Annotated in this window: 14 protein-coding genes and 1 pseudogene; 6 read left to right on the forward strand and 9 right to left on the reverse strand. The window is 70.1% G+C overall.

Annotation, left to right across the window (positions count from 1 at the left end; translation table 11 throughout):
- Window positions 1-27 precede the first annotated feature (27 nt).
- Both ACYVK3_RS05675 and ACYVK3_RS05680 read right to left on the reverse strand, forming a co-directional pair.
- The gene (locus ACYVK3_RS05675; RefSeq protein WP_460496311.1) at window positions 28-456 is read right to left on the reverse strand and encodes a DUF6220 domain-containing protein; all 429 of its coding nucleotides are present in this window, start codon (window positions 454-456) and stop codon (window positions 28-30) included.
- Window positions 449-1,498 carry a carboxymuconolactone decarboxylase family protein gene (locus ACYVK3_RS05680; protein ID WP_460496312.1) on the reverse strand — a complete coding sequence of 350 codons (1,050 nt, stop codon included), beginning with the start codon at window positions 1,496-1,498 and terminating at the stop codon, window positions 449-451. Before ACYVK3_RS05680 ends, ACYVK3_RS05675 begins: the two co-directional genes overlap by 8 nt.
- Before the next feature lie 215 nt (window positions 1,499-1,713).
- Here ACYVK3_RS05680 and ACYVK3_RS05685 point away from each other — a divergent pair, with 215 nt between their 5' ends.
- Together ACYVK3_RS05685 and ACYVK3_RS05690 are read left to right on the forward strand one after the other, a co-directional pair.
- Window positions 1,714-2,829: a sensor histidine kinase gene (locus ACYVK3_RS05685; RefSeq protein ID WP_460496313.1), complete on the forward strand. Its 1,116-nt coding sequence runs from the start codon at window positions 1,714-1,716 to the stop codon at window positions 2,827-2,829.
- Window positions 2,826-3,488, forward strand: coding sequence for a transcriptional regulator (locus ACYVK3_RS05690; protein WP_460496314.1), 663 nt, complete (start codon window positions 2,826-2,828; stop codon window positions 3,486-3,488). Before ACYVK3_RS05685 ends, ACYVK3_RS05690 begins: the two co-directional genes overlap by 4 nt.
- A gap of 2 nt (window positions 3,489-3,490) precedes the next feature.
- Here ACYVK3_RS05690 and ACYVK3_RS05695 read toward each other — a convergent pair whose 3' ends face one another.
- From ACYVK3_RS05695 to ACYVK3_RS05710, 4 genes are all read right to left on the reverse strand, one after another.
- The gene (locus ACYVK3_RS05695) at window positions 3,491-4,837 is read right to left on the reverse strand and encodes a YihY/virulence factor BrkB family protein (protein WP_460496315.1); all 1,347 of its coding nucleotides are present in this window, start codon (window positions 4,835-4,837) and stop codon (window positions 3,491-3,493) included.
- A 128-nt stretch (window positions 4,838-4,965) separates the two neighbouring features.
- Window positions 4,966-5,562: an anthranilate synthase component II gene (locus ACYVK3_RS05700; protein ID WP_460496316.1), complete on the reverse strand. Its 597-nt coding sequence runs from the start codon at window positions 5,560-5,562 to the stop codon at window positions 4,966-4,968.
- Window positions 5,555-5,872 (reverse strand): hypothetical protein, encoded by a 318-nt coding sequence (locus ACYVK3_RS05705; protein ID WP_460496317.1) that lies wholly within the window; start codon window positions 5,870-5,872, stop codon window positions 5,555-5,557. The genes ACYVK3_RS05700 and ACYVK3_RS05705 overlap by 8 nt, the downstream gene beginning before the upstream one ends.
- 1 nt (window position 5,873) lies before the next feature.
- Window positions 5,874-6,839 carry a class E sortase gene (locus ACYVK3_RS05710; RefSeq protein ID WP_460496318.1) on the reverse strand — a complete coding sequence of 322 codons (966 nt, stop codon included), beginning with the start codon at window positions 6,837-6,839 and terminating at the stop codon, window positions 5,874-5,876.
- Window positions 6,840-7,139: 300 nt separating this feature from the next.
- Between ACYVK3_RS05710 and ACYVK3_RS05715 the strand changes: the two genes are divergently transcribed.
- The gene (locus tag ACYVK3_RS05715) at window positions 7,140-7,400 is read left to right on the forward strand and encodes a cell division protein CrgA (RefSeq protein WP_460496319.1); all 261 of its coding nucleotides are present in this window, start codon (window positions 7,140-7,142) and stop codon (window positions 7,398-7,400) included.
- A gap of 122 nt (window positions 7,401-7,522) precedes the next feature.
- On the opposite strand, the gene ACYVK3_RS05720 is transcribed toward ACYVK3_RS05715, so the two are convergent.
- Both ACYVK3_RS05720 and ACYVK3_RS05725 read right to left on the reverse strand, forming a co-directional pair.
- Window positions 7,523-8,680 (reverse strand): thiolase family protein, encoded by a 1,158-nt coding sequence (locus tag ACYVK3_RS05720; RefSeq protein ID WP_460496320.1) that lies wholly within the window; start codon window positions 8,678-8,680, stop codon window positions 7,523-7,525.
- Window positions 8,673-9,188, reverse strand: a complete 516-nt coding sequence (locus ACYVK3_RS05725) for a YbhB/YbcL family Raf kinase inhibitor-like protein (protein WP_460496321.1) — start codon at window positions 9,186-9,188, stop codon at window positions 8,673-8,675. The genes ACYVK3_RS05720 and ACYVK3_RS05725 overlap by 8 nt, the downstream gene beginning before the upstream one ends.
- Before the next feature lie 214 nt (window positions 9,189-9,402).
- Here ACYVK3_RS05725 and ACYVK3_RS05730 point away from each other — a divergent pair, with 214 nt between their 5' ends.
- Window positions 9,403-10,497, forward strand: a complete 1,095-nt coding sequence (locus tag ACYVK3_RS05730; RefSeq protein WP_460496322.1) for an aminotransferase-like domain-containing protein — start codon at window positions 9,403-9,405, stop codon at window positions 10,495-10,497.
- A gap of 361 nt (window positions 10,498-10,858) precedes the next feature.
- On the opposite strand, the gene ACYVK3_RS05735 is transcribed toward ACYVK3_RS05730, so the two are convergent.
- A complete protein-coding gene (locus ACYVK3_RS05735) occupies window positions 10,859-11,272 on the reverse strand; it encodes a hypothetical protein (protein ID WP_460496323.1) in 414 nt (137 codons plus the stop codon).
- A gap of 81 nt (window positions 11,273-11,353) precedes the next feature.
- Here ACYVK3_RS05735 and ACYVK3_RS05740 point away from each other — a divergent pair, with 81 nt between their 5' ends.
- Both ACYVK3_RS05740 and ACYVK3_RS05745 read left to right on the forward strand, forming a co-directional pair.
- The gene (locus ACYVK3_RS05740) at window positions 11,354-11,869 is read left to right on the forward strand and encodes a peptidylprolyl isomerase (protein ID WP_460496324.1); all 516 of its coding nucleotides are present in this window, start codon (window positions 11,354-11,356) and stop codon (window positions 11,867-11,869) included.
- Window positions 11,870-12,078: pseudogene (locus ACYVK3_RS05745) on the forward strand (hypothetical protein); the annotation flags it as partial. It lies immediately after the preceding gene.

A 12,078-nucleotide genomic window follows, 5' to 3' on the forward strand; every position in this document is an offset into this window, starting at 1 on the left:
GTCCCGCTCCACTGGTTTCCTGTCAGGTCACCGGGCCGGGGCCGCCTCCGGCGCCACCGGCTCCTCCGTCTCGGTGCGGGACCGCAGGACCCGCTTGGCCTCCCTGCCGGACAGTTCGACCATCGTCATGATGACCAGCGCGTTGATGGCGTGGAAGCCGAAGATGATCTGCCCCGGGACGGTCCCGGTCACGCTGATCAGCGCGATCACCGACTGGAGCAGCACCAGCCCGAACGCGGCCGCCGCCAGGCCCACCAGCTTCCCGCCCGCGCGCGCCAGCGCCGCGAACAGGATGCCCAGCAGCGTCACGACCCCGATCAGCCGGCCGTTCATGATGTGCAGCTCGAAGGACTCGGTCGGGTCTCCGGTCCCGATGGCGCCGTATCCGGCGAGGAAGAACTGGAGCGCGATCAAAAGGCCCAGGAAGGCCGTCCAGACCCGATAGAACTTAAGCATTGACATCGCCTTTCGCGGTGAGGCCCACATGGGTCAGTTCGGACTGGATCCGGTCGACCAGGTGCCCGACCGCGAACGCGAACATGAACACGGTGCAGTGGTCGGACACCGAGCCGGTCCGCCACGCCACCACGTCCTCGTCGCGGATCGAGCCCGGATCGAGCGCCGCCGACGCGGCCAGGCGTGCGCCGAGCGCCGCCGTCGCCGGCAGCCTTTCGATGTCGTCGATCACGATCGGCCCGGTCACCAGCCGCGCTCCCCAGTCGTCGACCGACTTGCCGATGGCCTGCTCGACCTGGCCGGCCGCGTGAGCATTGAGCAGGCCCCGCCCGCGGGCCGCCGTCGCACGCAGCTGCGCCCACGCCCGCCCGACCGGCGAATCCCCCGCCCACCCGGGAACGGACAAGTCGAGCGTCGGCCACAGCTCCGCCAGCCACGGCTCGCGACGATCGAGCAGCGGCAGACTCGCACCCGGTTGCAGATCCGCCGCGACCGCCGCGCGCAGCGACCTGGAGGCCACCGACCGCCCGAACTTGGTGTTCGTGGAGGGATGCGGGCCCACGTCGGGAGCCATGACCTTCACCATGCGGGTGATGAACTCGAAGACCAGCGCGGTCCCGATGAACCGCGGCGCGGCCTCGGCACCGAACGGCCCGTCCACGCTCGGCGCGACCGCCCACTCGGCGAGATCGGCGTGTTCGTCCGGCGGCTCGCCGCTGCGCAGCGACTCGGCGATCTCGTGCTCGCCCGCCGCGTGCAACATGGTGGCGTGCGCGTCGGCGCAGAAGCGGCACCGGTTCTTGACCGCGATCGCGGTCGCCACGACCTCCTTCGCCACCCGCTCCCGCGGGCCGCCGACGAGCAGCGACTCGCGCAGCAGCGACCACATCGGAGCGAGCAGTTCCGGGGTCGGGGAGAGCATCGCGAACGGCGTGCCGCCGGTGGCGCCGAGATCGGATTCGACCTGCTGGTAGACGTCGGCGACCACTCCCACGGCGGCCTTCGGGCCGACGGGGGTGATGTGCCGGATGGAAGGTGACATCGCTTCGCACTCCTCGGTTGGGGCGGCGGCGAACGCGACCGCATCCGCCTGTATCGAGGGTTCCCGTCGGCCGATCGAACAGCATCGTCCCCGCGCCGACAATCCGGCGGGCGCCCAGCGCCGCAATCGCAGCGGCCGCGTACGCCCCTGGGTGTAGGGGAGCACTGGAACCGCAGGCCGACGTTCCCGAGGACGCCCCGGCTTAGGATGAAACGATGTCGAAGCGCTTGCCCGTCCGGCGGTCGGACCTCATCCTCGCCGCCGCCCTCCTGGCGCTCTCGGAGGCCGGTGTCGCCCTCAGAGGTTTCGACGAGCCCGTGCCGATATGGGCCTGGATCGTGCTCGGCTTCGGGCCGATCGCGCTGGTGTTCCGGCGCGTCTACCCGCGCACCGTCCTCACCGTGGCGATCGCCTCCATGGCCGTGCTCGGTCACCTCGACCTCGGACTGCTCCCCGCCGTGCCCGCGCTGGTGGCCATCGCCACCGCGATGTACACCGGCTACCGCGCGCTGACGATCACCCTGGTCCTGGCCCTCTCGGCGGTCTCCGCCTGGGGCTATTGGCAATCGGCCGACTTCCGCATGACCGGTGAGGTCATCCGGAACACCCTGCTGGTCGTCGGCTGGCTGCACGTCGCGATGATCTCCGGCGAGTCCCGGCGCCAGCGGGACGCCTACGTCGAGGAGGCCGAGCGGACCAAGGAGGAGGCGGTCAAACGCAAGGCCGCCGACGAGCGGGTCCGGATCGCCCGGGAGCTGCACGACGCGCTCACCCACTCGATCTCGGTCATCCGCGTCCAGGCCGGCGTCGCCGTCCACTTGGCGCGCAAGCGCGGTGAGCGACCGCCCGACGCGCTCCTGGCCGTGGAGGAGGCCGCCAAGGACGCCACGAGGGAACTGCGGGAGACGCTCACGATGCTCCGCGACGACGACGGCCTGCGCCTCGGCCGCGTCAAGGACCTCGCCGACCGCTACAGCGGCCTGGGCTTCGAGCTCGTCCTCGACTGCCAGGACTGCGAGGGCATCGACCACGAGGTCGACCACGCCGCCTACCGGATCATCCAGGAGGCGCTCACCAACGCCGTCCGCCACTCCGAGGGCGACCGCATCGAAGTCCGCGTCGCCCGCGCCGGCGACGAGCTGAACATCGTCGTCACCGACAATGGCGCCGTGGAATCGTACGAACCGGGACGGGGCATCACCGGCATGAGGGAACGCGTCGACGGCCTGGGCGGCTCGCTCGTCGTCGGCCCGGGCCGGCACGGCTTCAGCGTCCACGCGAGGCTGCCGCTCAAGACCGAATCGCACCTCGAATCGCAGGTGGCCGGATGATCCGGGTCCTGCTCGCCGACGACCAGCCGCTCATGCGCGGCGGCTTCCGCGCGCTCATCGACGCCGAGGACGACATGACGGTCGTCGCCGAGGCCGCCGACGGACCCGCCGCCGTCGAACTCGCACTCGCTCACCGGCCCGACGTGGCCCTGCTCGACGTCGAGATGCCCGGCGGCGACGGCATCTCGGCGGTCCGCGAGATCGCCGACCGCGACGCCCTCGACGAGCTGCGGGTCGTCATGCTCACCAACTACTCCTTCGACGCCTACGTCTTCGACGCGCTGCGCGCCGGAGCGGCCGGCTACCTCGTCAAGGACACCGAGCCCGAGGAACTGCTGCGGTGCGTGCGGGCCGCCGCGTGCGGGGAGACGCTGCTGTCGCCGGGGATCGCGGCGAAGCTCGTCGCCGAGTACGTCGCGCACCCGCCGACGCGCCTGGCCGGGAAGATCGACGGCCTGACGGGGCGCGAGACGGAGATCGTCGCGCTCGTGGCGCGCGGGCTGACGAACACCGAGATCGCCGAGCGCCTGTTCATCTCGCCGGCGACGGCGAAGACGCACGTGCATCGGGCGATGATGAAGCTCGGGGTGCGCGACCGGGCCGGGCTGGTGGTGTTCGCCTACGAATCGGGTCTGGTGCAGCCCAAGGCGAGCGGCTGAGCTCAGCCGACCGCCTTCTCGTCGGCCATCTCGGGGACGCGCTCCTCGTCGCGCAGTGCCGAGACGTTGTACTCGGAGCCGAACATCAGCGCCAGGTTGGTGATCCACAGCCACACCAGGAAGACGATGACGCCACCGAGGGTGCCGTAGGTCCTGTCGTAGTTGCTGAAGTTGGCCACGTACAGCCCGAACGCCGCCGAGGCGAGGATCCACAGCACGACCGCCAGGATCGCGCCCGGAGCGCGGAAGCGGAACGTGGTGCGTTTGGCGGGAGCCAGCCAGTACAGCAGCGCGACGATCACCATGACCAGCACGACGATGATCGGCCACTTGATCCACGCCCAGATCGTGGCGGCGATGCCGCCGCCGCCGATGGCGCTGCCGATCGCGTCCGCGACCGCGCCGCCGGTGGCGAGGATGATCGCGCACACGGCCGTGAGCGCACCAACGAGGATGGTCAGGACGAGGCGGACGATGAGGACGATCCACCACTTGCGGGTCTCGCCGGTGCCGTTGACGTCGTTGAGCGCGCGGGAGAACGCGGCGACGTAGTTCGAGGCCGCCCACAGGGCGGCGAGGAGACCGACCAGGGCCATGAGGCCGGCGGTGGAGGGGTCGGTCCGGAGCTGGGTGACCGCCGAATCGACGATCGACATGGCGTCGGAGGGAAGCAGTTCCTCGGCGACCGAGAGCATCTCATCGGTGGCGCGCTGGCTCAGCATGCCGATGATCGAGGTGCCCACCAGGATCGCGGGGAAGATCGACAGCACCGAGTAATAGGTCAGCGCCGCGGCGGAGTCCGTGCGCTTTTCGGACCAGAACCGTTTCGCGGCGGTCTTGAAGGACTTATTGCTCATCGTTCCACCGTGCCAGTCCCGGAGGGCGGTGGGGCCTAAACGGACGATTCCGTCATCTTGCGCGGCTTCGTCACCGGAGGCGACGGGCTCCGTCGTGACCGCCCAGATGATGAAGACGTCGAAGGCGATCGCCAAGGTCGACCACAAGGGGTACTGCGGGACGAGGAAGCACTGGTTCGTACCGGAGACGACCGCGACCAGGAGTGCCAGGAAGATCTTCGCGCGCAGTCGCCGCAGCCGCCTGGTCGCGCCGAGCAGGGCGAGGCCGAGGGCGATCCCGGCTATGCCGATGAGGAGGTTGGCCCAGCCCCAGCCGGCGCTGTCGGCTCGGTACCAGTAGCCGCCGCCGGAGAACACCGTGGCCTGGCCGCCGGCGACGGCGCAGCCGATGACGATCTGCCAGGCGCCGACGAGGAGCATCAGGACGCCCGCGAGGAAGAGCCCGCCCCGCGGCCGTTGTCGGGGCCGGGGATTCCATTCCTCCCGTGTCACATACTCCCCCTCGGCGGATTCATCGGCGACTCGCAAGGTACACCGAGTGGTCTCGCGCGCCGCGGTTCGACTCGGGGCACTCGGCGGCGTTCGGCTCGTGCCGCCCCAGCCTAGGCGACAGCCGGTTCCTATGTGGTCTCACGCGCCGTGGCCGGGAGGCGGTGCAGCCAGTTCGCGAGCAGGGAGCTGCCGTCCTCGGTGAGGATCGACTCCGGATGGAACTGCACCCCTTCGACCTCGAGTTCGCGGTGGCGCAACCCCATGACCACGCCGTCGGCGGTGGCGGCGGTGACCGCCAGCGGCGGGACGACGGAGTCGGGCTCGACGGCCAGCGAGTGGTACCGCGTGGCGGTCATCGGGCTGGGGCAGCCGGCGAACAGGCCGGAGCCGTCGTGGTGGATCGCGGAGGTCTCGCCGTGGCGCAGTTGCGGGGCCCGGGAGACCGTCGCCCCCCAGTGCTCGGCGATGACCTGGTGTCCCAGGCACACGCCGAGGATCGGCGCGGACCAGGCGAAGCGGTCGAGCAGGTCGTGGCCGAGCTTGGCCTCCTCCGGGCGGCCCGGCCCGGGCGACAGGAGGAGCCCCGCGGGCTCCAGCGCCTCGGCCTCGTCGACGGTGCACTCGTCGGAGCGGCGCGCCTCGACGCGTGCGCCGAGGGCCCGCAGGTAGCTGACGATGGTGTGGACGAAGGAGTCGCGGAAGTCCACGACCAGGACGCTACCCATCGCCCTCCGGGCTCTCGGCGTCATCAGGCGGTGTCGCGGTCTGGTAGTCCTCGGGGTCGAAGCCCGTATGGGCGCAGTCGACGCCGGGCGTGCAGGTGGGGTCGTCTCCGGCGGGCTCGTCATCGCCGCCCTCCTCGTTCTCGACGTTCGTCCCACCGCCCACATCGACGTTGCTCCACGGCATCATGGGCCTGATCGCGGGGAACGCCACGAACCACAGCAGCGCGAGCGCGGCCGCGGCCAGCGCCAGGGAGCCGGTGAGCTTGCCCGGGAGGCCGAAGGGGAGCTTGCGCCAGATCCATCCGTACACGTCAGACCTCCGGATCGATCGCCGCGTCGGGCAGGTCGCCCTCGGGATCGCGCTCGATGGTGTCGGTGAGCTTGCTGTAGACGACGTACCGCTCGTAGTTGTCCCACAGGGGGTGGCAGGTGAACAGGGTCATCCAGTAGTCCTCGTCGCCTGGTTCGACGCCGGGTTCGCCGGGCACGGGCTCGGTGATCTCGACCTGGGTCTCGTCGACGACGACGTGCTCTTGGACCTCGTAGACGTAGAAGTACTCCTTGGTCTCGATGACGACCTTGTCGCCGGCTTCGAGTTCGCGGATCTTCTGGAAGATGGCCGGCACGTTGTGGCCGGCGAGCGTGAAGTTGCCCTGCTCGCCGGGGTAGGCCCCTTCGAGGTAGCGGCCCGGCGCGTACTCGATGTCGGACAGCTCGGTGCCCTCCACGAGCGTCCAGGACTCGGGGCGGATGTCGGGCGCCCACATGCGTGCGAAGACGTCGCCGAGCTCGGGGACGGGCGCGCCGTCGACGCTCTCCTCGCCCTCTTCGGCCTCCCACATCATCTCGAGGTCGGTGGAGAGGTCGTCCTGGGCGTTGTTGATCTCGCCGGTGACGCCGAAGACCTCGTAGGCGGCGTACAGCAGGACGATGACGCCGAAGGTGATGAGGACCTCGCCCACGCCGCGCACGGTCTTGCGGACCTTGCCGGCGGCTTCGGCGTCGCGGTGGCGCTTGACGGACTGCTTCTTGCGGGTCTCGGAGTCGGCGCCGGCCGGGGCCGGGGCGGGGCCGTCCGGGATCTGGGGGAGGATCGCGGTGGCGTCGGGGGCGGGGATGAGGCCCGGCGAGGGCTTCTTGGCCGCCGACGGCGGGCGCAGCGGCGCGGTCTGGTCGTGCGGGGGGTGCGGTGGCGGTGTCGGAGCGGGGCGCGGGGCGGGGCGCGGGACGGCCGCGGGCGGCGTGACCGAGGCGCCCGCGGTCCCGGGAGGGGGCACGCTGGCTCGGCCCGGGCTCGGCGCGGGCCGCGGCGGGGACGATTGCTCCCCCCCGAAGGGCGACCAGTCCTGCTCGTTCACCTGGGAACTTCGCCTCCGTCAGATCACATGATCGGCTCGTTGGGGAGTGGTTTCCTAAACATAACGCCCCACGACATCCTAGGGTTACGCCTGAATTCAAGTATGGCCCGAACGGACGAGCAATCGGGAACCGGCGACCGCTGCCAAGAGGGTCTCGGCAGCCGCCGAGTCGACCGGTACCCTGAAGATCGGATATGTCCCTCAATTGGAGAGTCGTCGATGCCGAAGTCACGCGTGCGTAAGAAGAAGGTCTACTCGAATCCGTCAAGCCCGGGTTCGCAGTCGAGCGACGGCTACGAGCCGAGCCCGCTGTGGGTGCCGATCACCGCCGTCTCGCTCATTGTGATCGGCATCGGGTGGTTGACGCTGTTCTACCTGTCCGGCATGGCCTACCCGGTGGCCGCGTGGGGTTATTGGAACCTGGCCGTGGGCTTCTCGGCGATGGTCGCGGCCCTGCTGGTCCTGTCCAAGTGGAAATGACCGCCGGTCCGGCCACAGCCGGTTTCGGCCCCGCAGCGCCTGTCGGACCCCCGGCATAGACTTGTTGCCAGGGGTCCCTTAGGCCGGATAAATCAGCAAATATCCGGTTTCACGTTTCGGGCTCAGAGCAGCTCGAACACCGTGGCGTTGGCCATCCCGCCGCCTTCGCACATGGTCTGGAGGCCCCGCCTCGCGCCCACGTCGCGCATGTAGTGCAGCAGCGTCGTCGCCAGCCGCGCCCCCGAGCCGCCCAGCGGGTGCCCCAGCGCGATCGCGCCGCCGCGCGGGTTGAGCCGCTCCTCGTCCGCGCCCGTCTCGGCGAGCCACGCGAGCGGCACCGACGCGAACGCCTCGTTCACCTCGAACACGTCAACCTCGTCGAGATCGAGCCCCGATCGGCGCAGGATCCTCGCCGTCGCCGGAATCGGGCCGTCCAGCATCATCACCGGGTCCGAGCCGACCACCGTCGAGGCCGCGATCCGCGCCAGCGGCCGCACCCCCAGACGCCGCGCGTGCTCGTCCGTGGTGATCACCAGCGCCGCCGCCCCGTCCGAGATCTGCGACGACGACCCGGCCGTCACCGAGCCGCCCTCCTTGAACACCGGTTTGAGGCCCGCGAGCTTCTCCATGCTCGTGTCCCGCCGGATGCCCTCGTCGGCCTCGACGCCGGCGAGCGGCGCGATCTCGGCCTCGAAAGCGCCCTTATCGGTCGCCGCGGCGGCCTTCTCGTGGCTCGCCAGCGAGAACGCGTCCATCGCCTCCCGGCTCACCCCGTACCGCTCGGCCACCAATTCGGCCCCGACGCCCTGGTTGAACGGCACCGCCGCGTCGGCCTCGACGCGGTCGCCGAAGCGGGTGCGCACCGCCGGGCCGTACGGCTCGCCCGCGCCCTCGCCGACGTTCGCGCCCATCGGCACGCGCGTCATCGACTCCACGCCCCCCGCGACGACCAGGTCGGCGTGCCCCGCCAAGACCGCCGCGGCGGCGTTGCCGATCGCCTGCTGGCTCGAGCCGCACTGGCGGTCGATCGTCGAGCCGGGGATCGCCTCGGGCCACCCGGCCGCGAGGACGGCGTTGCGGGCGATGTTCCACGACTGCTCCCCGACCTGCGAGACGCAGCCGAGGACGACGTCGTCCACGGCGTCCGGCTCGAGGCCCGAGCGTTCGAGCGCCGCGCTGATCGCGTGCGCGGCCAGGTCCACGGCGTGGACGCCGGCGAGTCCGCCGCCGCGCCGCCCGACCGGTGTGCGCGCGGCGGCGAGGATCACTGCGTCAGGCATTGCGGTACACCGGTGTGATCAGGCCCCTGGCGAGGACGTTGAAGTTGATGTTGAACGAGCCGAACGCCATCGACGCGTCCGAGGGCACCTCGAGCTGCTGCTTCAGGGCGTGGACGGCGAAGATGTAGCGGTGCGGGTAGTCGCCGCTCGGCGGGGCCGCCCCGGCGAAGCCGACCTTGCCCGAGTCCGAGCGCAGCTGCACCACGCCGGCCGGCGGGTCGAGATCGGCGCCCGTGGCCAGCTCGGTCACGGACACGTCCAGGTCGAGCATCATCCAGTGCCACCAGCCCGAGCCGGTCGGCGCGTCGGGGTCGAAGCAGGTCACGGCGAACGCGGCGGTCTCGGGCGGGAAGCCCGACCACGACAGCTGCGGCGAGACGTCCCGTCCCGCGACCTGGGCTTCGTCGAGCATCTCGCCGTCGGTCACGTCCGTCGACGTGACCTCGAACGATGGGACCTGCGGAAGGAAGTCGTACGGCCACGGGGCCTGCGGACGGTCGAGCGTCATCGTCTCTCCTTCGACTTGGCGAAGCTTGCGGGTCATATGTCGCATGGCGCGAACCCTCAGAGCCCCAGTGGAGCCCCACACCAGCACCGTATCGCGTACGCGGCCGTCCGTGGCGTCCGCCGCCGAGCCGCCGCGGCGAAGCCCGGATGTGGCCGAGACGGGTCGCCCATATGCCGCTCGACGCCGCCGCGATGCGGCGCTTACGCTGGTTGGCATGCCGAACACCGACGTCATCTCATTCTCCCGGGGCGCTCCGTCGCTCGACATCGTCGACACCGAGGGCCTGAAGTCCGCAGCGGCGGCGGCGCTCGAAGCCGATCCCGCGCGAGTCACCGGCTACGGCACCTCCGTCGGCTATCCTCTGCTGCGCGAGTGGATCGCCGCGAAGCACGAGGTCGAGGTCGACCAGGTGCTCGTCACCAACGGCTCGATGCAGGCCGACGCCTTCCTGTTCGACGAGCTCGTCAAGCCCGACTCGCCCGTCGTCGTCGAGCGGCCCACCTACGACCGGACGCTGCTCGGCCTGCGCAACCGCCGCGGGCAGCTGCACCCGGTGACCGTGCAGGCCGACGGCCTCGACGTCGACGAACTCGAGTCATTGCTCAAGGGCGGCTTGAGGCCGGCCCTGGCGCACATCATCCCGAACTTCCAGAACCCGGCCGGGGTGACGCTGTCGGGCGACAAGCGGCGCCGCCTGCTCGAGCTGGCCGGCGAGTACGACTTCCCGATCTTCGAGGACGACCCGTACCTCGACATCCGCTTCCGCGGCGAGCAGTTCCCGACGCTCTTGGAGCAGGACACCGAGGGCCGCGTGGTGTACGCGTCGTCCTTCTCCAAGACCGTGTGCCCGGGCCTGCGGACCGGCTACCTCGTCGGCCCGGCCGAGCTCATCGGCCGGATCGCCAAGGCCGCCACCAACACCTACATCGCGCCGAACATGTTCGCCCAGGCCACGATCTACCAGTTCGCCAAGGCCGGCAGCCTCGACCGGTCCATCGCGACGGTGAAGGCCGCGCTCGAAGCGCGCGTCGACCAGTTGTCCGCCTCGTTGCGCGCGCACCTGCCGAACGCCGAGTTCGTGGTGCCGGACGGCGGTTACTTCCTGTGGGTCGACCTCGGCGAGGGCGTCGACTGCGCCAAGGTCGCCGCGGCCGCCGCCGACGAGGGCGTGCAGGTCGTCAAGGGCACCGACTTCGTCATCGACGGCGGGGAGTCCTGCCTGCGGCTCGCGTACTCGGCGGTCCAGGCCGACAAGATCGACGAGGGCGTCCGCCGCCTCGCCAAGGCCGTCGAAGCCACCCGCGCCTGAACCGCCGGATCGCTACTTGTGGTGTCGAGTCGGGCACTGAGCGTCGACATTGGATGGCGGGTATGCGACATGGCGTATATCCGCCACCGTCGAACCCTTCACATTGTGCGAACGGGGGGCGAGAATCGGTTCCGTGAGTCGCGGCGACAGCCGTGACGCGGACCCAATTCCCGCCCCCATTGGCGCCGGATCGGTGAACTCGCCCACTCCCCCCCGGGGCGAGGCACCGGTCCGGCGTTCATATTGCGCACCGGATCGCGCCGGGTGAAGCGCGTCCGGGCAGTCGAATACGCCTCCGAGCGGCGGGTCCCGCCGGCCGGTGCGGCATGTGGGCGAGGACGCCGGAACAGGGCCCGAAGCCTCAGCGGCTCACCCTGTCGATCAGTTCCTCGTTGATCTCCTCGTCGGTGATCTGAGGCCGCTCCCGCTCGGGCTCGTCGAGCAGCTCCTCCGCGAGCAGCGACTCGCCGATCGACTCCGAACGCCGGCGGTACCACATGTAGGCGGCCGCGCCCCCCAGAGCGATTCCAGAGCCGATCGCGCCGGCCACCCAAGGCCACCTGCGAGCCCGGGACTTTCTGAGTCCGACCTTCGTGAGCACGACGTTGACTCTCGGCACCGCCGCTTCGCGCGTCCCCCGCGCGGCCGCGGTCCCCGCGTCCTTGAGATAGACGGCCCCCTTGCTGAGGTTGTCCTTGACTTCCTGAACGGGAGTCGTGGCATTTCGGCTGAAACCCATCGTGATAGCCCTCCTATAGGTGCTCGTAGTCTTCATGTTGCACCGCTCAGTGACACCCGTCGAGGGAAACGGGGCAGAAAGTTGGACGAACCTATGCCGTCTGGCACCATAGACGCCATGACAAAGGCGACTCTGAAGACCAACGTCGGTGACATCACGATCGACCTGTTCGACAACCACGCGCCCAAGACGGTCGCGAACTTCGTCGGCCTGGCCGAGGGCACCAAGGAATACACCGACCCGAACACCGGTCAGCCCGGTTCGGGACCGTACTACGACGGCGTCATCTTCCACCGCGTCATCGACGGATTCATGCTTCAGGGCGGCGACCCCACCGGCACCGGCCGCGGCGGCCCCGGTTACCAGTTCGGCGACGAGATCCACCCGGACCTGCACTTCGGACAGCCCTACCTGCTCGCGATGGCCAACGCCGGGCCCGGCACCAACGGCTCGCAGTTCTTCATCACCGTCTCGCCCACGCCTCACCTCAACGGTCGCCACACCATCTTCGGCGTCGTCGCCGACGACGACGACTCCAGGGCCGTCGTCGACCAGATCGCCAAGGTCCCCACCGGCCCGATGGACCGTCCCGTGAACGACATCGTCATCAACAGTGTGGACATCGAGCAGTAAATGAGCGATGAGCAGTCGGCCCCGGTCTGCTATCGCCACCGGAACCGTTCGACTTACCTTCGGTGTGTCCGCTGCGACAGGCCGATCTGCGCCGACTGCCGCATCGACGCGCCCGTCGGGTTCCAATGCCCCGAATGCGTGGCCGAAGGCCGGCGCACCGTGCGCCGAGCCCGTTCGGCATTCGGCGGGCGCGCCGACACCTCCTTCGG

It is taken from the genome of Glycomyces tarimensis (assembly GCF_054776215.1).